At 62.5% G+C, this 19,757-nt stretch carries 18 protein-coding genes and 1 tRNA gene; 8 read left to right on the top strand and 11 right to left on the bottom strand.

Annotated features, from left to right (window positions below; translation table 11 throughout):
• Nucleotides 1-39: 39 nt before the first annotated feature.
• Nucleotides 40-1,473 (top strand): M48 family metalloprotease, encoded by a 1,434-nt coding sequence (locus AAGD32_12120; GenBank protein ID MEM8874987.1) that lies wholly within the window; start codon nt 40-42, stop codon nt 1,471-1,473.
• Entirely contained in the window at nt 1,470-2,294 is an 825-nt protein-coding gene (locus AAGD32_12115; protein ID MEM8874986.1) for a DUF429 domain-containing protein, read from the top strand. The genes AAGD32_12120 and AAGD32_12115 overlap by 4 nt, the downstream gene beginning before the upstream one ends.
• 23 nt (nt 2,295-2,317) lie before the next feature.
• On the opposite strand, the gene AAGD32_12110 is transcribed toward AAGD32_12115, so the two are convergent.
• Nucleotides 2,318-3,622 carry a glycoside hydrolase family 2 TIM barrel-domain containing protein gene (locus AAGD32_12110; protein ID MEM8874985.1) on the bottom strand — a complete coding sequence of 435 codons (1,305 nt, stop codon included), beginning with the start codon at nt 3,620-3,622 and terminating at the stop codon, nt 2,318-2,320.
• A 136-nt stretch (nt 3,623-3,758) separates the two neighbouring features.
• Between AAGD32_12110 and AAGD32_12105 the strand changes: the two genes are divergently transcribed.
• Nucleotides 3,759-6,830 carry a glycoside hydrolase family 2 TIM barrel-domain containing protein gene (locus tag AAGD32_12105; protein MEM8874984.1) on the top strand — a complete coding sequence of 1,024 codons (3,072 nt, stop codon included), beginning with the start codon at nt 3,759-3,761 and terminating at the stop codon, nt 6,828-6,830.
• Nucleotides 6,831-6,913: 83 nt separating this feature from the next.
• Complete coding sequence (locus AAGD32_12100; protein MEM8874983.1) at nt 6,914-7,288, top strand: iron-sulfur cluster assembly accessory protein; 375 nt, start codon at nt 6,914-6,916, stop codon at nt 7,286-7,288.
• Between the two features lie 62 nt (nt 7,289-7,350).
• Here AAGD32_12100 and AAGD32_12095 read toward each other — a convergent pair whose 3' ends face one another.
• On the bottom strand, nt 7,351-9,054 hold the full coding sequence (locus tag AAGD32_12095; protein ID MEM8874982.1) for an NAD-binding protein: 1,704 nt from the start codon (nt 9,052-9,054) through the stop codon (nt 7,351-7,353).
• A 105-nt stretch (nt 9,055-9,159) separates the two neighbouring features.
• Between AAGD32_12095 and AAGD32_12090 the strand changes: the two genes are divergently transcribed.
• Nucleotides 9,160-9,957 carry a sulfite exporter TauE/SafE family protein gene (locus AAGD32_12090; protein MEM8874981.1) on the top strand — a complete coding sequence of 266 codons (798 nt, stop codon included), beginning with the start codon at nt 9,160-9,162 and terminating at the stop codon, nt 9,955-9,957.
• Nucleotides 9,958-9,973: 16 nt separating this feature from the next.
• Here the strand turns inward: AAGD32_12090 and AAGD32_12085 are convergent, their stop codons facing one another.
• Nucleotides 9,974-10,531 (bottom strand): NAD(P)H-dependent oxidoreductase, encoded by a 558-nt coding sequence (locus AAGD32_12085; GenBank protein ID MEM8874980.1) that lies wholly within the window; start codon nt 10,529-10,531, stop codon nt 9,974-9,976.
• Between the two features lie 59 nt (nt 10,532-10,590).
• On the opposite strand from AAGD32_12085, the gene AAGD32_12080 reads away from it, so the two are divergent.
• Nucleotides 10,591-10,672, top strand: a tRNA-Tyr gene (locus AAGD32_12080).
• A gap of 39 nt (nt 10,673-10,711) precedes the next feature.
• Here the strand turns inward: AAGD32_12080 and AAGD32_12075 are convergent.
• Both AAGD32_12075 and AAGD32_12070 read right to left on the bottom strand, forming a co-directional pair.
• Nucleotides 10,712-11,527 carry an OmpA family protein gene (locus AAGD32_12075; GenBank protein MEM8874979.1) on the bottom strand — a complete coding sequence of 272 codons (816 nt, stop codon included), beginning with the start codon at nt 11,525-11,527 and terminating at the stop codon, nt 10,712-10,714.
• Between the two features lie 119 nt (nt 11,528-11,646).
• Complete coding sequence (locus AAGD32_12070; GenBank protein MEM8874978.1) at nt 11,647-12,450, bottom strand: MotA/TolQ/ExbB proton channel family protein; 804 nt, start codon at nt 12,448-12,450, stop codon at nt 11,647-11,649.
• Between the two features lie 141 nt (nt 12,451-12,591).
• Between AAGD32_12070 and AAGD32_12065 the strand changes: the two genes are divergently transcribed.
• Together AAGD32_12065 and AAGD32_12060 are read left to right on the top strand one after the other, a co-directional pair.
• Nucleotides 12,592-13,005 (top strand): DUF4870 domain-containing protein, encoded by a 414-nt coding sequence (locus AAGD32_12065; GenBank protein ID MEM8874977.1) that lies wholly within the window; start codon nt 12,592-12,594, stop codon nt 13,003-13,005.
• A 126-nt stretch (nt 13,006-13,131) separates the two neighbouring features.
• Nucleotides 13,132-14,202 carry a class I fructose-bisphosphate aldolase gene (locus AAGD32_12060; GenBank protein ID MEM8874976.1) on the top strand — a complete coding sequence of 357 codons (1,071 nt, stop codon included), beginning with the start codon at nt 13,132-13,134 and terminating at the stop codon, nt 14,200-14,202.
• A gap of 86 nt (nt 14,203-14,288) precedes the next feature.
• On the opposite strand, the gene AAGD32_12055 is transcribed toward AAGD32_12060, so the two are convergent.
• The 6 genes from AAGD32_12055 to AAGD32_12030 all read right to left on the bottom strand — a co-directional run.
• Entirely contained in the window at nt 14,289-14,858 is a 570-nt protein-coding gene (locus AAGD32_12055) for a PEP-CTERM sorting domain-containing protein (GenBank protein MEM8874975.1), read from the bottom strand.
• Between the two features lie 328 nt (nt 14,859-15,186).
• Complete coding sequence (locus AAGD32_12050) at nt 15,187-15,888, bottom strand: PEP-CTERM sorting domain-containing protein (GenBank protein ID MEM8874974.1); 702 nt, start codon at nt 15,886-15,888, stop codon at nt 15,187-15,189.
• Between the two features lie 109 nt (nt 15,889-15,997).
• On the bottom strand, nt 15,998-16,534 hold the full coding sequence (locus AAGD32_12045; protein ID MEM8874973.1) for an NADH-quinone oxidoreductase subunit I: 537 nt from the start codon (nt 16,532-16,534) through the stop codon (nt 15,998-16,000).
• A gap of 48 nt (nt 16,535-16,582) precedes the next feature.
• Entirely contained in the window at nt 16,583-18,247 is a 1,665-nt protein-coding gene (locus AAGD32_12040) for a complex I subunit 1 family protein (GenBank protein ID MEM8874972.1), read from the bottom strand.
• Nucleotides 18,248-18,322: 75 nt separating this feature from the next.
• Nucleotides 18,323-19,084 (bottom strand): MgtC/SapB family protein, encoded by a 762-nt coding sequence (locus AAGD32_12035; GenBank protein MEM8874971.1) that lies wholly within the window; start codon nt 19,082-19,084, stop codon nt 18,323-18,325.
• 88 nt (nt 19,085-19,172) lie between these two features.
• Nucleotides 19,173-19,757: TraR/DksA C4-type zinc finger protein (locus tag AAGD32_12030; GenBank protein MEM8874970.1), on the bottom strand; the 585-nt coding region annotated here is incomplete at its 5' end.

The following is a 19,757-nucleotide window of genomic DNA, read 5'->3' as shown; positions in this document are numbered from 1 at the left end:
TGTCCGGCATGGTGCCGGCTCATCCGCAAGCCCTGACCCATGACGCGCCTCCTCGTCCTTCTGCCGATCATCTTCTGGCTGACGATGCCGGAGCGTGAGTCGGCGTACGGCGCGGTCGATACGGGTATGTTTCTGAGTGGTTTTGCCCTGATCGTCTTGATGTACTGGGGGCTCGTGCGGGTCTTGCTCGGTCGGCGTGACGGCGGTTGGGGCGCGACCGGTTCGGCACGAAGGGGCATGTCCATCGCGCGCGGGCTGAGCGTGGCTTGGTTCGTGTTCGGGCTCTACCAACTCGGCTTCCCCGCCGCGATCGAACGGCTCGGCCTCCCGGGAACCGCCTTGCCGGCGATCGTTGCGACGTTGCCGGCATACGCGTGTTGGGCCGCGCTGCACGCGACGCGTTTTCCGGTGGAGCGGCAGATGTGGGAGCAGTCGCTCGCGGATCGGTTGGCCAACGGAGCGCCGGTCCACAAGCCGCCAACGCTCTGGGGTTACGTGTCGGGTCAGATGCGGGTGGGGGTGCTGTTCGCGATGGTGCCGGTCGGCGGCGTGCTGTTGTTGCGTGACGCGGCCGTGTGGTTGCTCGAGCGGTCGGGGATCGACACCGCGACCCCCACGGCTGAAACGGCCATCAGCTTCGGCGGTATCGCGGTGATCTTTCTAGGTGCGCCGGTGCTGCTGCGTCGTGTCTTGCCGACGTCGTCGATGGCCGAAGGCCCGTTGCGTGACCGACTTGAACACGTCGCACGCAAGACCGGTCTGAAGTTCCGCGACATCCTGATCTGGCACACCGACAACGCCGTCGCCAATGCGGCGGTCATGGGCCTGTTCCCGCAGGTACGGTACGTGCTGTTGAGTGATCTGTTGATCGAAACGATGACCGATCGCCAGATCGAGGCGGTGTTTGCCCACGAAGTCGGGCATGTTCGGCATCGTCATATGGTGTGGTATGTCGTGTTCGTCGCGGTGTTGATGCTGATCCTCGCCGGGCCGGGGACCGATGCCGAGCGGTGGCTGCGGAGCGTGTGGGTCGACGGCGGCGATGCGATTGCGTTCGCCATCGTGGGTGTCACGATCGCGTCCTTCCTTTTCCTGCTTGGCTTGCTCTCGCGGCAGTTTGAGCAGCAGGCCGATGTCTTCGCCGCCCGCAACGTCACACGCGAGCCCGATGCGCCGGAAGTCATGGGAGCGATGGTTTTCTCGACCGCGCTGCGGCGTGTGGCACAGATCAACGGCATGCCGATGACGGTGCCGCCGCTGCGGGCGACGCCGACCGGAACCGTGGCGTGGTTGCTTGGCCACGCCGGCAGTTTCATGCACGGCACAATTCGTCAACGTATGGACGCCGTCCAGGAAATCGCCAGCGACTCGGGCAGGGCACGACGGTTCGATCAGCGAATGTTCTTCGTGCGGGCGTTGTTGTTGGTGCTGTTGGCGGCTGGAGGGTTTTGGCTCTGGATGGCACCGTCATGAAGGTCGAAACGGTCGTCGGCGTTGATTTTTCGGGCGGCAAACATGCCGGCCGAGCGATCTGGCTCGCAACGGCCGAGGTCGGTCCGCGACTCAAGCTCCGCGCGTTGCAGCGTCTCGAAACCCTCGCCGGAACGCGTGATCGTGACCCGGCGCTAGCGCATCTGGTCGATGTGATTGCAGAGTCGCAACGTGCGTTGTGGGGCATGGACTTTCCGTTCGGTCTACCAGTCGAAATGGCTTCGGACGGTTGGCCCGCGCAGCTCGCCGCCATCGCCGCATGGGAAGACGGTGCCCAGGAATACGGCCGGATGCTTTACAAGCGGAGCCTCGCCGAGCAGGGCAAGGGGCACGTCCGCCGCACCACCGACGTGCTCACGAAAACCCCGTTCGACTGCTATCACTACCGCATCATCTACCAGACATTTCACGGCATGCGTGATGTTCTGCGTCCGCTGCGCGGCACGCCGAGGACGGCTATTCTGCCGTTCGAACCGGCAACCCCAGCCGATCGGATCGTCGTCGAAACCTGCCCGAGCAGCACGCTCAAGCGTCTTGATCTGCCGCACCAGAACTACAAACAGCCGGGCGGCAAGCCGGTCGACGATAAACGCCGCGCGACACGCCGTGCGATTTTCGCCGGGCTCAAGGGTCTGATCGATATCCCGCCGCACCAACGCCGCAAGGCGATGACCGATCCTGGCGGCGATGCACTCGACGCCATCATCGCGGCGGTCGGCAGTTGGCATGGCTACAAAACGGCCGACCACGACGAGGTGGCCGGCCATGAGCGTGCGGCACGTGAGGGATGGATCTACGCCTGACCCTTGCGGGACGTGTCGTCAAGCTACTCGACCTTGAAGATCGTGTTCGCGGTGGCAACCTTGCCGCCGGGATCCTCGACGAGGATGAACAGGCGGTACACGCCCGGTTCGCTCGGCGCGGTCATCGTCACCGCGTCACCGTCGTAATGGAGTAGCGTCGAGAGGTCTTGCGGGCGCTTTTCGGACTTCCCGTAGCTCAGGGCGTTGGGCTGGCGGAGTTCGAGGTGCCAGCCGAACTTGAGCGTCTTGCCCTCTGGGTCGAAGGCGGTGACCTCCGCTTGGTGCGTGCTGCCCGGTGCGATGGGCTCGTCGAAGTTCGGCGTGATGTCGAGGATCGAGGGCGCGCGATCGTCGGGCCAACTGCCGGTCCACAGGCGTTGGTAGGTGTCGAAGATGCCGGTGGGTCGCGTCTCGACGAAGATGCCGAACCATGTGTGGGTTTCTTCCTGCTTCTGTCCCCAAAGGAAGCCGAAGCCGCCTAGGCAGTTGGGGTCGCCGACGATTTGGTCGTTCCAGAGCTGCGCGACTTGTAGGGCTTTCTCGGTGGATGATTGTTCGATGGGGGCGACGTCGAACTTCTTGGGTACTTCCCATTGGCCCAACGGCCCGAACTCCATGATGATGTGCGGGCCATTCCAGCCGGTCTCGCGCTGCTCGGCGAGGCGCTGGCTGATGCTAAACATGCCGCCATAACTATTGATGCCCCAGATGTCGATCGACGGACAGTTTTCGCGGATGCGCTGGCCGAACGGTTCATCAGGGCGGGCAAGTTCGCTGGTGGTGGTCATCACCGGATGGTTCGGATCAAGGTCTTGCACTAGCGCGGCAAGTTCTTCGAGGAAAGCCCAGTACTCTGCTGGGTGAACGTTCTCGGCTTCGGATTCGTTGCCCAGCGACCACGCGAGCAGGGCCGGGTGGTTCTTGTGGGCTTCGACGGCGCTGCGTGTTTCGTTGCGAAGGCGATCGAGAAGCTGCGGGTCGGTGTAGACCTCCTCAGGGTTTTCGCCGCGCGAGTGGGGAAGCCAGATGTTGAGGATGACGGCGATCCCGTTGGCGTGCGCGTCGTCGAGCAGCTTACCCGTGTTGGGCCCGACGCCCCAGGTACGTAGCGCGTTGCCGCCGATGGCCGCGAGGTCACCCATGCGGTTGCCGGTGCCGCCCATGCCCTTGATGTAAAACGGCTCGCCGTTACGGATCAGCTGCCAACCGTCGTCGGTTTGTTGAATCTCGACAACCGACGGCCCGGCGGGGTTGTGTTCCTCTGCGTTCACGTTGTAAGCGGTTGTGGCCAGCAGCAGTGCGCAGGCGGTAGCGAAAAGTGATTTCATGGAGCTCCTCATAAATAAAGAGTACCGCATGTCGCGTCGACGTTGGAACGTCAGATGTTGTGATAACGCGTGTCGCTGCGTGACAGGAGCCGGGGCAAGGGGTGTGAGCGGGCGGAGGGCGCGGTAAAACGTGTCGATGATCGCTTCGCTCATGTTGGCCGGACTTTTCATGTTTCAGCCGGGACAGAACAACACGGGGTTCAGTACCGACGTCGCGGACATCCCGCCGACCAAACGGCCCGATGACGCGTCGTCGCCGTACAAAGACACGCAACTGCCGGAGGTGCGCCTCACGCCGCCGGTGAAGACGGTGTTCGGTGAAGAAGGGCATCGCCAGTCGCTCAACGGAACGTGGCAGTACACGCCGCGCGTACCGGAGGGATTCGACGGAACCGCAGCGAGTCTGGGCGAGACGATGGACGCGCAGGTGCCGGGCCAGACGTGGCTGCAGGAGCTGCCGTTGATGGAAGTGAAAGAGCTGCACGTGCCGTGTGCGTTCACGCGAACGTTTGAAGTGTCACCGGAGTGGGACGGGCGGTACTTCGCGCTGCAGTTCGAGTCGCTCGACGGGTACAGCAAGATCTACGTCAACGGCCAGAAGGTCGGCGAGGTTGACGGCGGGTACATCCCGTCGGAGTTCGATGTCACCGATGCGATCAAGCCGGGCGAGACGAACGAGCTTGTGGTGACGATCGAGCTATCGCTGCTGAGCAGTTGGATCCGCCGCGAGATGGGCAACGTCGCGCGGCCGGTGTGGCTGCAGAGTTTGCCGACGGTACACGTGTCGCGATTTCATGTGGACACGACACGGACCGAAGACGGGCGCTGGCAGTTGGAGGTGATCCGCAAGGTCGAGAATCACACTGACCAAGCCGTCGAAGGTGTCGAGCTTCGGCTGGATATTCCCGGCGTGGTATTGGACGCAGGCTCAACACTGACGGCGATACCTGCCAGAGAGAGCAACTCCGGTTCAAGCAAAACGACTTTCGCGTTGGACAAGCCCATCAAGCCGTGGCACCCGGAGTCACCCAACCTCTACGACGCGACGCTTACGCTTATGCTCGACGATGAGCCACTGATGACGGTCGGTCGCCGCGTCGGCTTCCGCACGGTCACCGCCGAGGACGGCGTCCTCAAAATCAACGGCATCCCTTTCACCGTCAAAGGCACCAACTACCACACCACCTACCCCGGCTCCGGCCATCACCCGACCCCCGAGCAGTACCGTGCCGACATCGAAAACCTCGTCGCCCTCAACCACAACTCCCTGCGCGTCTGGCAGACGCCAAGCTCTGCGTACATGGACGCTTGCGACGAACTGGGGATGACGACGACGATGGAGGTGCCGATGAACGAGATGATCTACGGGCGCGGGTTTGGCGAGGGTCAGAAGGGCAACGACCCGGCGATGACCGAACCGTTCCTCGAGTTCGCCGGGCGGGTGTTCGAGACCTATCGCAGCTATCCGAGCAACATCCTCTGGGGCCTGGCGAACGAAGCGCCGTACTACGACTACTTCGAGATGGGTGCCTTCGGCTTCCGCAACGCCGACCCGAACCGCCCGGTGTTCTTCGGCTCGGACATGCGCATCGGCATCTCCATCCCCGGCACCAATGTCAACGACGATCACTACCCGCTGCGCGGCCGGCTCGCGCTCGACGATCCGGCCGGCATCGTCGGCGGGGCGTGGGAGTTTCCGACCGACGAGCCGAACATCTTCACCGAATGGGCCCACGTCCCGTGGAACAACACGACCGAACGCGCCTGGGACCCGGCGATCCACGAGTTCTTCAGCCGGATCATGCTCGGGCACATGAAGCAAACGTGGCTGCACCCGCACGTGGCGGGGGGATACGTGTTTTCGTCAACGCCACTGCGCGGCCTCGGCCGCCACTACGACTTTGGCTACTACGACGTCTTCCGTCGCCCGAACGCGTCGGCATGGGCGGTGTACCAGGCGTACTCGCCGGTGTGGATTGAGGCGGTGGAGCAGGAGGTGATGAGCGGTCCGACAGACTATCAACAGGAGTACCGACACACGATCCGCATCAAAAATCGATTCGACTCACAAGATCTCAACGGCGTTCGTGTGTATCCGATTGTTGAGAATCCGCATCGCCCAGTTGAGTCCGTAGGTTCGTTGCCTCAAGCGAACGTGGGTGACACTATCGAGTTTGTTTACGACCACCACGGATCAACCGGTTTGGCTTTCGTCGACGAACGTGATGTCGTTGTTCAGCGACTCTACTTTGAGCGGCGACCAGAGGATGGAGTTCCGACGGCAGCTCCCGTTGCTCAAGACGCGAATGGCCTCGAACTCAACGCTGCGGGCGGCACACACACCATCGTTGGCGATGGCTTTACCTTCACGCTCAGCGCCGACGGGGCGCTCACTGCCACCGTCGACGACACCCCGGTCCTCACCGGCACACCGACGCTCGCCGTACGCCGCTCCGGCCTCGAACGCTGGCCGGCGAACAAGCGGCCGATCGAAAACATGGTCCACGAGTGGATCACCGACAACGTCACCGTCGAGCAGGACGGCGACAACATCGTCGCGACCATCATCGGGGCGTACAGCCGGGCCAAGGGCAGCTTCACCTACACCATCGCGCCCACCGGCGAGTTCACCGTTGCCTATGACCTGACCTGGACGCACTTCGAGAAGGTCGACGCGTTCAACGTCGGCGTGATGATGCCGGTGCCGGACGACTTCGACCGCATCGACTGGCGGACTGACGGCTTCTGGCACACCTACGGCCCCGACGAAATCGGCCGACCCGTCGGTACCGCCACCCGCCTCGGCCCCGACGACACCCTCGCCGCCCGCCGCGCCTGGGAACCGGCCACGCCGTACCGCGACGGCAAGCTCGGTAAGCCGGACGTGCCGAAAACCTGGCCGTGGAACCATGACCTGCTCACAGTCGACGGCATGGAGTCCACCAAGGATTTCCGCGCCACCCGCTTCGACTTCCGGCAGTTCACGATCTCCGACGGTACCGTCGGTCTCCGCGCTCTCGCCGACGGCGACAAGCACGCCCAGGCCATCGCCGACCGCGACCGACGCATGCTCCAGATCTCCTACCACCACAACGGCGGCACCGAGTTCCACCTGGTCAAATCCCTCCGCGCTGACGTGCTCATCACCCAGCCAGGCACCAAGCTCGCCGACGAGGTGACCTTTCAGTTGGTGCGTGCGGCGGACTGAACGATTGACCCCCGCGATTCGTACTACATACTGTTGAGAACAGATCGCAGCGGATGCGATGCCAACCCAGGAGTTACCTAAACATGGCCACCACCGATACCGCCACCGACAACCCCGTTACCCTCACTGAGGGCGCGGCCAAGGAAATCACCGACATCGTCAACCAGCAGGTCGAAGCTGGCGAACTCGAAGCTGACAAGGTTTACCTCCGCGTCGGCGTCAAGGGCGGCGGCTGCTCGGGCTTCTCCTACATGCTCGACCTGATCCAGGAAGAGCCCGCCGATTCCGATGAGGTCTTCGAGGAAAAGGGCATCCGCGTTGTCGCTGACATGAAATCGCTGCTCTACCTCGGCGGCGTGCAGATCGACTTCAAAGACGAGGTGATGGGCCGTGGGTTCGTGTTCAACAACCCCAACGCCACCAGCACCTGCGGCTGCGGCAGCAGCTTCACCGCGTAGTTTTCTTCCCTGGTACACGAATGACCACGCCGTTGATCTCGACGGCATGGTCATTCGTGTGTTTACGCCGGGCTATCTCCGTACAACTCCGCGAAGCGTTGTTCGGTTTGCTCGTCGCCAATGAGGACGAGGTCTCCGTCGGTCGGTAGCGGGTCGGCCGGGTTGGGGTTGATGCGCATGTCCCCGTTGACGACGGTCGCGATGACGGTCGCGCCGGTTTCTTTGCGGACCGGGACTTCGGTGAGTCTCGAGCCGGCCAACGCACTGGGGATGGCCACGCGGACGATGTTGAGCCCCTCGGCGATCGGCACGATGCTCCCGTGACGCAGCAGGTTCATGATTCGGCTCGCGCCAAGCGTAGCCGTGCTCATCACGAAGTCTGCTCCCGCTCGGTGGAGCGTGCGGACGTTTTGTTCCAGCGTCGCCCGGCTGATGATCTGTATGTCCGGCCGAAGGTCGCGTAGCAACAGAGTCAGGTACACGTTGGTCGAGTCGTCGTGCGTCGTGATGAGGACGGTCGGTGCTTTCTCGATGCCGGCTTTCTTGAGCACATCGACATCGGCCGCGTCGCCGTGCAGGAACTGCTCGTCGGTCATCCAGTCGGCCTGTCGGCTCGGGTCTCGGTCGATCATGCACCACTGGATGCCGCGGTTGGACAGGGCACGCGCGGTGGCTTTACCAACCCGGCCGCAACCGATGAGCACGACCGGCGCGCCACTCACGTTGTAGATCGCAAACGCTTCGTCGTAGTTGAGCAACTGCTCGGCCGTCCCGCCCAGCACGAGTACAGCGTTGTTGCCGATCACGGTATCCGGTTGCGCTACTTCGAACTCTCCACGCTCCCACACGCCCAACACCGCCACGCCCAGATCGGCGATGCGGTTCTCGGCGATCGTGTTCCCAACCAGCGGCGTGCGCAGCGCATTAGCTTCGGCGATCTGTAGGTTGCCGAGGCGGTCGATGACGTGGGTCATCGCGTCGCCGCCGATGGTGCGGTGAGCGAGCGATTCGCCGACGAGTTCGGTGAGATTCAACGCATGTTGCGCCCCGGCCAGCGACAGGACCGACCGGCTGCGTGGGTTGTCGACGGTCGCGATCATCGGCGTCTTACCCGCGACTTCCCTGGCAACGAAGATGACCTTGGTGTCGGTCGCGTCATCGGCGGTGGTCACGAGCAGGGCGGCCTGGTCGAGCCGGGCGTTGCGATAGGTCTCGGGCATGTCGAGCTGGCCGACCATGACACGCAGCCCCTCGTCATGAAGCCGCAGTGCTTCCTGGCGGTCCGGCACCAGCAAGACGTAGTCGATCCGCTGTCGCCGCAGGCGGTTGATCAGTGCCGCGGTGACCGGATCGTGTCGCGTGATGATGACATGATCGCGCAGGTCGACGGGCAACTCGTCGGGCGCGCGAGCCTGCCGTCGGGCCTCGATCCACGGGGCGTAGAAAAACTGGATCACCGTGAACGGCAGCAGCACCAACATGAACAGCACGCCGCTGAGCAAGACGAACATCGAGAACGCCCGGCCCAGGTCCGACTCGAACGTGATGTCGCCGAACCCCAACGTGCTCATCACAGTCAGCGTCCAATAGAACCCCGTCACCCAACTGTGCTCCTGTCCCTCGCGGAGCATGATGTAGTGGAACAGCACGCTGAAGATGAAGATCATCCCGATGAGCAGGGCGATGAAACGCAACAACGTCCGGACGTTGGGCTTCCCGGGCCGCTGCCGGATGAATAGTGCGAGTTGGGTGACGATCGACTTCACTCGCATGAGCGTACCCGCCTGAAAACCACGGGCTACCCAAGTGGCAGGATGTTGAAGTCAACTCAACCGGCGCATGCACGTGCCACACGCCTACGGTCTTCCTTGATGGAGCCTGTTCACCTTCTCGGTTATGCCGGCGTGGCGATCGCGGTCGCACTCATCGGCGTGACCAAGTCCGGCTTCGGGGCGGGAATGGGCTTGCTGGTCGTGCCGATGACGGCGATCGCGTTGGGGTTTACGCCGGCCGGATCGGAGTCGGCGCTTGGGCTATTGCTACCGCTGCTCATCGTCGGCGACATCATCGCGATCGCGCAGCACCACAAGCATTTCGCGTGGGATTTGCTCAAACGATTGTTACCGGGCACGGCAGTCGGCGTGGTCGTCGGCGGGGCGGTGCTGTTCCTGATCAAGCAACAGGCCGGATTGGTCGAAGCGCTGATTCGCATCGAGATCGGCATCGAGTGTGTCGTGCTCGTGAGTCTGCATTGGTGGCGACAGTGGAAGGGCACGCAGGAGAAGCTCATGCCCGAGCCGGCGCGCGGATTGGTGACGGGCATGTTCATCGCGATCAGCAGCACACTCGCCCACGCCGCCGGGCCGATCTTCGCGATGTATGTGCTGCCGTTGAAGAAGACCCGCGATGCGTTCGTCGGCACGTCGGCGCTGTACTTCTTCATGCTCAACAACGCCAAGATCCCGGCATACATCATGGCCGGACAGTTCGCGGACGTGAACTGGATCGGCGGGGCTGCGCTGGCGCCACTCGTGCTCGTCGGCGCGCTGTTCGGCTTTGCGTTGAAGAAACGCATGACCGACGCGCTGTTCATGAAGCTCGTCTACGTCGTCACGTTCATGCTCGGCTGGGGGCTGCTGATCGACGGGGTTGCCAAGTTGCTGTCCTGATCTTTCCCTTGGCTTGTCACTCGCCCAGCGCCTTGCAGAACTTGGCAAAGCCGAAGCATTGCTTGCCGAGTCGGCCGTCGGTGCCTTCATCCTTCAACGCACCGCTCTCAGCAAACGCCTGCATGATGCCGGGGATGTAGACGTGTGTCGCATAGATGCGGGCGTTGCGGTAACCGAAGATGCCCATGAGCTGCTCGATGGAACGGAAGGCACCCCAGTCGCCGGCCGCCTCGCCGGTGAAGGTCACCGGCTTGTCGTCAAACGCCTCCGGGAAAGGCAGCATGTCGATGAAGTACTTCAGCACGCCGGGAAAGCTGCCGTTGTATTCCGGCGTGACGACATGCAGCCCCGCGGCATTGACGACTCGGTCCGTGGTGTCCGACCAGCCGGCGGGTTTCTTGGCGTAGCACGACGGATTGAAAATCTCGGCCGGCATTTCGCTAAGCGAGTAGAGCGACGCCGGAACGCCTGCGCTTTGGTACTTGGCAAGCACGAGCCTGGCGACTTTGAGCGCGTTGGCATCGGGCCGGTTGGTGCCGGCGATCACGAGAATGGGTTGTTCGTCCGTGGGCATGGCTGCGAACGATACCGCTTGCCGCCTTGATTGCCGACGCCTATTCTCCTTTCCCGCAAGGGAGTGTACCGAAGTGGTCAAACGGGTCTGACTGTAAATCAGATGGCTTCGCCTTCGGGGGTTCGAATCCCTCCGCTCCCATCAACAAAAAGCGCCCCGACGAATCCGTCGGGGCGTTTTTTATTCTTCGATACTCGCGGGTTTGTTTGGTAGGGGGCGGGTTCCGTCGACGGGCGTGGTCAACTCCTCGGCTTGCCGGTCACGCACGAGTTGGTCGGTGACTTCGATCTCGACGCGTCGGTTGGTCGTCGGCGTGTCGTCGAAGTAGGCCTGTCGGCGGATCGGTTCATAGGTGCCGCTGCCCTGAACGCGGATGACGTCACGCGAGACGCCACGCTCCACCAAGAGTCTGGCAACCTGCTCGGCCCGTCGGAGGCTGAGCATCATTTTCTCATCGTCGTCACCGCCATCGTCAAGCGCCGCATGCCCGCGAACCATGATGATGTTGCGGTGCCCTTTGATCTCCTCCGCGATCTGGTCGATGAGGTCGATCGCACCAAGCGAGACGATGTGCTCGCCGGCTGCGAACCCGACCGCGCCGCCCTTGGTGTAGTGCTGACCGGGGCGAATCGTGGTGACCTCGTGCTCGGTGCCTTCCGCGCCGTCGGGCGCCCGCTTGGTGTTGCCCCGTTCGCCGGGACCGTTGCGAGCTTGGCGTTCCATCTCTTTCTTGAGCAGGAACAGGTCGATGGGATCGTGGCTGTCGGAGTCGGGCACGTAGCCGAACTTCTCACGGATGGAGGCGATGACCTCGACTTGCCGCTCTTCCTCGGCCTCGACCGCGCCCGCACCGCTCGCGCCGCCGGCACCATCGGGCTTGAGCACCCACATGAGCACGAACAAGCCCATCATGCACATCAGCAAGTCCGCGAGCGTGAAGATCCACTCGGGACATTCCTCACACAGTTCTTCTTCGTCGCACTTTTTGCAAGACATGGGGGAGGGGAAAAGGCGCTAGGGGTTAGGGGCTAGGCGCTAGGGCCCGCCGCGAAGATTCGAACTCAAGCCCTAGCGCCTAACTTCTAGCGCCTAGCGCCTGCCAATCGACCAAGAAACTACGCCGCCTGAGCCAAAGCTCCCTGCTTGCCCGCACTGACGAACGAGAGCAACTGCATCTCCACCACGCGCGGGTTGTTGCCGGCCTGGATGCTGAGGATGCCTTGCATGACGACCTCCTTGGCGAAGAGTTCGTCCTTGGAAAGCGCACCGAGTTTGTCGGCGATCGGGCCGGCCATGACGTTCTGGATGATCGCCCCGTAGAGCGTGCCGGTGAGTGCGACCGAGAGGGCGGCACCGATCGCGGCCGCGTCGCCGGAGAGGTTCTGGAACATCGCGACCTGCGCGACCAGACACGCGATCAAACCACAGCCCGGGCCGAACTTCGCGATCGTGTGCCACATGTGTTTGCCGTGTTTGTGGCGTTCGCCCATGGCAGCCAGTTCGAGTTCGAGCGTCGATTTGACGACTTCGGGATCGGTGCCGTCGATGGTGAGTTGAAGGCCGCGGCGAAGGAACGGATCGTCATGCCCCTTGGCCTGCTGCTCGAGGGCGAGCACGCCGTCCCGGCGGGCGGTCTCGGCGAACTCGACCATTTCCTTGATGGTGTGGTCGATGTGCGCGGTCTTGTTGAAGAGCATCTTCAACGCCGACTTGAAGGAGCCAGTCACGATGTGCAGGGGGGTCGAGGCAATGGCAGCGCCGACAGCCAGGCCACCCACGAGAACCACCTCGGTCGGTTTCCAATACGGCCCGAGCGAGTGGGTGAGGTGCCACATGCCGAACAGCATGGAGCCCCAGGCGACGCCATATCCAATGAGAGTTCCGAAGTCCATAGGTAATGCGGTCTCCACCATGGACATCGGTCAGCGTCGGTGCGACGGATGAGCATTACCGGACGACGCGCAAGTCTTGCGCTTCAAGATGCCGATCATGTCGGTTAAACTCGATACGAGCGGACGGGAAGGCCGCTCGCAAAAGCAAACTCGAACCAGGGAGACTTCATGAGTGACGCAACCCCGCCCCCGCCGGACCCGGCCACCCCGCCGGCAGACCCCGCCGCAACGCCCGCATCGGCCCCGGTAGGCCAGCAGGACACGGTCATGTGCGTGTTGAGCTATCTCGGCATCCTGTCGTTGGTGCCGCTGTTGGCGAAGAAGGATGACCCGTTTATCCAGTGGCACGCGAGGCAAGGCATTGGGCTGACCATCGCCATGTTTGCCGTCTTTTTCGTGATCGTGATCTTCGCGGTCATCTTGGCGTTGATCAGCGGCATCCTGGCTTTGTTGGCCAACCTTCTGCTTCTTGCCGCGGCCGTGGGCTGGTTGGTGCTGACGATCATGGGCATCATCAAGGCCTGCAGCGGCGAAAAGTGGCTCATGCCCGGCATCGGGCCGATCGTGAACAAGCAGGATTGAGTGCCTGCCCGTTTCGGTCGAACGGCCGCGGCGACACGTCGTCGCGGCCGCTTCTCATTCGATGCCGAACCTCCTACGCTGCGGGCAAACGGGTACCGTTGCCCGATCCTCACACACGCAACCACCATGGCATCGAACATTCAAGAACATCTCGGCAAAGACGCGGACGCACTCCTGAGTTACGAGGCGAAGGGCGTCAAGAAAGCCGACCTCCACCTGCCCGGCCCGGACTTCGTCGACCGTGTCGTCGCCCACACCGACCGCAACCCGCAAGTGCTCCGCAACTTCCAGGGCATGGTCAACAACGGCCGGCTTGCCGGCACCGGTTATGTCTCGATCCTCCCGGTCGACCAAGGCATCGAGCACTCGGCCGGTGCGAGCTTTGCCAAGAACCCGATCTACTTCGACCCCGAGAACATCGTCCGCCTTGCTTACGAGGGCGGCTGTAACGCGGTCTGCTCGACGCTCGGCGTGCTGGGCATGTGCAGCCGTAAGTGGGCCCACAAGATCCCGTTCATGGTCAAGCTCAACCACAACGAGCTGTTGACCTATCCGAACAAGGCCGACGAAGTCATGTTCGCTCAGGTCGAGCAGGCGTTCGACATGGGCGCGACCAGCGTCGGTGCGACCATCTATTGGGGCAGCGAGGAGAGCGGCAGGCAGTTGCAGGAAGTCTCCGAAGCCTTCGCCCGTGCCCACCAGCTCGGCATGGTCACCGTGCTCTGGTGCTACCTCCGCAACAACGCCTTCAAGAAGGACGGCGTCGACTACCACGTCAGCGCCGACCTCACCGGCCAGGCCAACCACCTCGGCGTCACGATCGAAGCCGACATCATCAAGCAAAAGCTGCCCGAGAACAACGGCGGCTACAAGATGCTCAACATGGGCGATTCGTCCTACGGCAAGTTCGACGAGCGGATCTACTCCGAGCTCATGCCCGGCGACCACCCGATCGAACTGACCCGCTACCAGCTGGCCAACTGCTACATGGGCCGGGCACCGCTGATCAACTCCGGCGGTGCGAGCGGTGCCAACGACTTCGGTGATGCGGTCTACACCGCCGTGGTCAACAAGCGTGCCGGCGGCATGGGCCTGATCTCCGGCCGCAAGGCATTCCAGCGTCCGATGGACGAGGGCGTCAAGCTGCTCAACACGATCCAGGACGTCTACCTTGACGAGAACATCACGATCGCCTGAACGGCTTTACCTCAATGCACAAAACCGCCGGGCTCCTGTACGGGAGCCCGGCGGTTTTTGCATTTGGAGATTCGAAGTCGAACTGATCACTTACGACGACGCATCAGGCCGAGGCCGGCCATGCCCAACAGGCCAAGACTGGCCGGCTCGGGGATGACAACCGAGGACTGTGTGCGAACATTGTCGAAAAAGACCGTGGCATTGGTCGGATCAGTGGTGTCCTCGACGAGAACGTTGAAGTTGAGCTGGAAAACGGCGACCGTGCCGTTGGCCAGCGACGAGTCGAGGGCATCAACGACACCCGGGTCGAGGGTGGCCACTACCGTTTCCGAGTCGCCGTAGGAAACAAACTCGTTGAAGAAACCACCGGCGGTGGTGGCGAAGCCGCCGTCAGTGCTGAAGGTCGATTCGAAGGCTCCGCCACCGGTAACGCCATCGGTCGGGTCGGGGTCTGCTCCGAGCGTGATGTCGTAGAGAATCACGGGATCGACTTGCAGTGCCGCGATAATCTCCTCGGTGAGCGCGAACTCGATGAGGAACGTCGCAGTATCGCCGACCACGACAGGCGCGGTCGTGATTTCGATACTGCTCGAGCCGTCGGTCACACCCGTGGTGCTAAACCCGCTCGATGCGGCATCGCCAAGCAAAGCCGCCATGGTCGGCGTCGTAAGATCGCCATCTTCGAACGAGTGAATCAGGACTTGCGCCGACGCAGCGCTCGTTAATGCAAGGCCGGCAAAAGTAGCAGTCAAAAATGTGCGGGACATAGTGTCTCCTCCTCGGTAGAGAATGGCAGCCGGTCAAAGTGGTTGCCATGGTGAGTCGAAAATCCCGGCAGCACGCGCTGCGCGGGGTTTACATTCACCATCAATATAACTCCATCTGAAAGCGCTTGCAATACGAATCTTCACCGCTTACTACGCAAAATGCCCGCCGTGCGATGCACGGCGGGCGTGTAACAGTTCACGTCGTCGGGTGAACGGCTTAGCGACGCCGACGGGCGACGAGGCCGAGCAGACCCATACCCAGCAGACCGACCGAAGCGGGCTCCGGAATCGGGGTGAAAACGATGTTGTCGAAGAACAACTGCGCATCGGGTCCAACGTTCTGCGCACCGAGGGAGAAGCCAATCACACCCGTTTCACCGGGCAGCGCGGGGACGCCGAACGAGAAGGAAGCACTTGCTCCATCAGTGAGAGGTGCGAAGTTGAAGTTCCCGTCACCATCAGTCAGATCGAACCCAACACTGCCGCCTTGACGGGCCATGAACACTTCGGGAGCCGCCGAGCCTGCTCCGGCAACGAGGAACACGTCACCGGTCAACGTACCGCCGACCTTGAAGGCATCACTGAGTGTGGTTCCGGCGTCGTCAATCTCAAACAGGTCGAGGCTGCGAAGATACTGGTTGAACCCGTCCGCAGCCTGTGTTGCAAGCACGCTGTTGGTGCCGTCGGTTGCATTGAGCGTGCTGACAGTCAGGCTCGGTAGAGGCGTGCCCGGGTCGCCGTCTTCAGCGGGACCGAAGATTCCGGTCGTGCCACTCTCGAATGACTCGAAAAACGCAGCAGCAGAAGCGCCACTGGCAGCAAACGCGATCGCCGCACCAGCGGCGAGAAGAGATAATCGTTCCATGGAAATTTCCTCCAGATGCACACGTGCATCGCCAGACGTTGGCGAACGTTCCACGTGCATAAGAATCGTAATCGGTAACGATCCGGCATGCAACGCGAAAGGTCCGGTTAAATCCGGACCTTTTGCTCGACAAGTTTTCTGGATTATCCAGCCCGTACAACCGTCACATCGGCTCTTGCTCGGCCGTGCGATCGTACATCTCCAGGAGCTTTTCCTTATCGAAGATCATCTCCTGGCGGGTAAGCCCCACGAGGTCGTAGATGCTCGTCAGCTCGATGGCGTCGACGGGGCAGGCTTCCTCGCACATGCCGCAGTAGATGCAGCGGAGTTCGTCGATGTCGAACTTGATCGGGTACTTCTCGCGGTCCTCCCAGGGGGATTCGCCGGCCTCGATGTGGATGCAGTGGGCCGGGCAGGCCGTGGAACACATGAAGCAGGCGACGCATTTCACCCGTCCGCCCTCGTCGCGGTTGAGCCGGTGGGTGCCGCGGTAGGTCTTGAGATTGATCCCGCCCTCGGCGACGGGCATGTCCTCGCGTCGCTCCTCGGGGTACTGGATCACGCGATCCTTCCCCTTTACCACGACGTCGAACATGTGCTTAGCCGTGGTCCCCAGTCCGGCAAGCACCTGCGGAATGTAGAAGTTGTCGCTGGTGGTCAACTTCGGCTCGGTCAGCGTGATGTAGTCAGCGTTGGCCATGGGAGATGATACGAAGGGTAGTGCGGGGAGTTTTCGGAACCGGCGAGATTAAGCCGTGGCCTTGGGCAGCGGGGTTCGGGCGAAGCGGGAGCCGGGGACGCGGACTTTCTTGTTCACGTCCGGGGCGGTCGGGACGATCTTGCGGCCGACGACGAGAAGGCCGAGGACGACGACGTTCATGCCGAGCATCGCCAATGCTTCCCAGCCGCTGAGCCCGTCGACGGTGTTGCCGCCGGAGGCGACGACGACCACGGTGGTGCCGATGACCAGCAGCAAACCGATCGGGATCATCGACCGCCAGGCGATCTGCATGATCTGGTCGAAGCGGAACCGCGGCAATGACCAGCGGACCCACATGAAGATGAAGAGGATCAGCACCGTCTTCACCATGAACACGCCCATGCGGAGTATGGCGATGTACCAGAACTCGGCGGAGATGATGCTCCGGTCGGCCGGGTCGATCGCGCCGCCGAGCAGCGACGGGAAGAGGTAGTCGAGGTATGGGATGTGCCAGCCGCCGAAGAACAGTGCGACGCAGACGGCCGACGTCGTGACCATGCCCGCGTATTCGGCGAGGAAGAAGATCGCGAACCGCATCGAGGAGTACTCGGTGTGGTACCCGCCGACCAGTTCCTGCTCCGCCTCGGCATTGTCGAACGGTGCCCGGTTGGCCTCGGCGTGGATACAGATCAGGAACATGAAGAACGCCAACGGGTGGGCGAAGACGTTCCACGCGGGGATGATCCCGAACCAATAGTCGGCCTGATTCGACACCATCACGCCCAGATCGAGCGTCGCGAACATGATCACGACGATGAGCACCGAAAGTCCGAGCGGGATCTCGTAGGAGATCATGTTGGCTGTCGCACGCAGGCCACCGAGGAAGCTGTATTTGTTGTTGGACGCCCAGCCGCCGACGACAATGCCGTAGACGGCGAGCGAAAGGGCGGCAAGCACGAACAACACACCGATGTTCAGGTTCGCGATCTGGAAGTGCCAGCCCTGGATGAAGGTCGCGACAACGCGGTCGGTCACCGCAATCGTTTCCGGCAACACCGTGCCCGGCTCGAGGCGACCCTGGGCATCGAAGCGAACAACCTGGACGGCCTCATCGGTGATCGTCACGCCGGCGGGGACGAACGCGACCTCGACGTCACCGATGATGTCGTTGCCACGCCGGAAGCCGTAGGCGGCACGCTCGGGGCCGGTGATCGTCTCTACCACCGCCTGCCCGACCGGTACGTCGTTGTTCATGGCGGTGAACACGGCCTGCTTGACGTCCACCGCCTCGACCCGTTCGCCAACCGTGCCGCCCCAAGGGATCACCGCGATCGAGATGATCACCGTGATGACCATCGCCATCGGGGCGAGGGTGAAGAGCACCTTGTCGGTGTGCTTCGACGCGTAGTCCTCTTTGACGATGAACTTCAGCCCGTCGGCCAACGGTTGCCCGAGTCCCCAGAAGTGAAACTTCGGCATGAAGTCGAGCCCGAAGTCGAAGCCCACGCGGTTGGGTCCGACGCGGTCCTGCACCCAACTCGCCGTCTTGCGTTCCAGCAGGATCAGGTACGCCACCATCCCGAGCACGGTGAAGTGCGTGACGAACAGCAGGATGATCCAGTGCAGGTTGTCCAGGACAAAGCCCGCGATGGGTCCCACAAGATCGTTGTCAATGAAGGGCAGTTCGTAGAGGGACTGGTAGAACTCGATCACGGTGGCGGAGGATAGCGATGTCAGCCCGTTGTTCCAGCGGCGCGATGGCTGAAAAACCGCCTCGCGGACAACGGTTTACGTCCGTCGCCATGTGATGAGCTCGATGTCCGGCTGCTTCTCTAGGGCGGCCAGCATTTGACTGATCCGGCGGTGGCGTTTGAACACGATTCGAAGCTCGAGTTCGGCTTCGCTACCGCCAGGCTTTCGGGAGATGCGCGAACTGGTGATGCGTGCACCGGAAGCCTTGAGTTTGTCGCGGATGGATTGGTCGACCTCGTTGTTCCACGGGACCAGGAATGTCATTTCGCCGCGCTGCCCGGGACCAAGGTGTCGTTCCGCGAAATGCAGGCCCGAGAAGACGACGAGCATGAGCACCGTTGCGGTGGCCGCGAGCAGGTAAAGCCCGTTGCCGACGGCGAGCCCGATCGCGGCGGTGGCCCAGATTCCCGCCGCCGTCGTGAGGCCGCGAACCTGGCTGCGGTTCTGGAGGATGTTCCCGGCACCGAGGAAGCCGACGCCCGTCATCACCCCGTAAGCCACGCGGGCCGGGTCGATGGTGATTTGGTTGCTCTCACCAACGCTCGGCCACTGCTGATACGCGAAGGACCAGCTCACCAGCATCGCGATCGTTGCCCCGACGGTCACGAGCATGAACGTTCGCATGCCCGCCTGGTGACCGCGTAACTCCCGTTCGATTCCGACGATCGCACCGAGGAACGCTGCCAGAACCAGCCGGACCAGCATTTCACCGCCGATGCCGAAAACGGCAAAGTACGCCGAGATGCGCTCGTCCAACGCCGTCCACGAAAGTCCCAACTCTTGCAGCATCGCGAGCATCTCGCCCGCGATATTAACGCAATCCAAACAATTTTTCGTGTGGCAGCCCGTCGAAATTCAGGCGGTTACGCGGGCAACTCGCGCTGGTTCAGCGTCCGGAACGTTCGAGTTTGCGGGCGTAGTCGACGCTGAATCGGGCCCAAGGCTGGACTTCCAGACGCTCTTTCTTGATCGGTTGGCCTGTGCCTTCGCAGATGCCGTAGGGCGGGTCTTCCTTACCGTCGATCTTGGCCAACGCGTGGTTGATCTCGGCGAGCAGTTCGCGGTCTTTCTGAACGAGGTCGAGCGTGAACTCCTGTTCGTAGTTGTCGGTGCCGCGGTCGGCCATGTGCTCGGTCAGGTTGGCCAGGTTGGTTTCCTCGGTCCGCAGGGCTTCGGACTCCATGCTCGTCACGTCGCCGAGTAGTTCGGCACGCTTACGGATGAGCAGGGTGCGGAAGTTGCGAAGCTCGGTGGCGGTGAAGCCGGCGGCGTTGCGGCCACGCTTTTTCTTCCCGGCGGCAACAACCTCGGCCTCGGTCTCCTCGGCCTGACGGGCCAACCCGGTGTCGAGTTTGGGGCCGAAATCGACCGAAAAAACGCCGGCGGCAAAGCGGGACGTGTAGCCGGTGGTGCTGTGGATGGGGGGGGGCGGCGTGGCCGGCGGCGGCTGGGGAGCGGCGGTGGGAGGGGG

The sequence above is a fragment of the Planctomycetota bacterium genome (genome assembly GCA_039182125.1).
Lineage (GTDB): Bacteria > Planctomycetota > Phycisphaerae > Tepidisphaerales > Tepidisphaeraceae > JBCDCH01.
The sequence above is the reverse complement of the archived record's forward strand: the minus strand, read 5'-3'. Positions and strand labels throughout refer to the sequence as shown.

Excerpts from the sequence above, each read along its gene's own strand:
- AAGD32_12045 (MEM8874973.1), bottom strand. The coding sequence starts at position 16,534 with ATGGCCAACGCTGACTACATCACGCTGACCGAGCCGAAGTTGACCACC.
- AAGD32_12060 (MEM8874976.1), top strand. The coding sequence starts at position 13,132 with ATGGCATCGAACATTCAAGAACATCTCGGCAAAGACGCGGACGCACTC.
- AAGD32_12055 (MEM8874975.1), bottom strand. The coding sequence starts at position 14,858 with ATGGCGGCTTTGCTTGGCGATGCCGCATCGAGCGGGTTTAGCACCACG.
- AAGD32_12065 (MEM8874977.1), top strand. The coding sequence starts at position 12,592 with ATGAGTGACGCAACCCCGCCCCCGCCGGACCCGGCCACCCCGCCGGCA.
- AAGD32_12110 (MEM8874985.1), bottom strand. The coding sequence starts at position 3,622 with ATGAAATCACTTTTCGCTACCGCCTGCGCACTGCTGCTGGCCACAACC.
- AAGD32_12100 (MEM8874983.1), top strand. The coding sequence starts at position 6,914 with ATGGCCACCACCGATACCGCCACCGACAACCCCGTTACCCTCACTGAG.
- AAGD32_12090 (MEM8874981.1), top strand. The coding sequence starts at position 9,160 with ATGGAGCCTGTTCACCTTCTCGGTTATGCCGGCGTGGCGATCGCGGTC.
- AAGD32_12115 (MEM8874986.1), top strand. The coding sequence starts at position 1,470 with ATGAAGGTCGAAACGGTCGTCGGCGTTGATTTTTCGGGCGGCAAACAT.
- AAGD32_12105 (MEM8874984.1), top strand. The coding sequence starts at position 3,759 with ATGATCGCTTCGCTCATGTTGGCCGGACTTTTCATGTTTCAGCCGGGA.
- AAGD32_12035 (MEM8874971.1), bottom strand. The coding sequence starts at position 19,084 with ATGCTCGCGATGCTGCAAGAGTTGGGACTTTCGTGGACGGCGTTGGAC.
- AAGD32_12085 (MEM8874980.1), bottom strand. The coding sequence starts at position 10,531 with ATGCCCACGGACGAACAACCCATTCTCGTGATCGCCGGCACCAACCGG.
- AAGD32_12075 (MEM8874979.1), bottom strand. The coding sequence starts at position 11,527 with ATGTCTTGCAAAAAGTGCGACGAAGAAGAACTGTGTGAGGAATGTCCC.
- AAGD32_12120 (MEM8874987.1), top strand. The coding sequence starts at position 40 with ATGACGCGCCTCCTCGTCCTTCTGCCGATCATCTTCTGGCTGACGATG.
- AAGD32_12070 (MEM8874978.1), bottom strand. The coding sequence starts at position 12,450 with ATGTCCATGGTGGAGACCGCATTACCTATGGACTTCGGAACTCTCATT.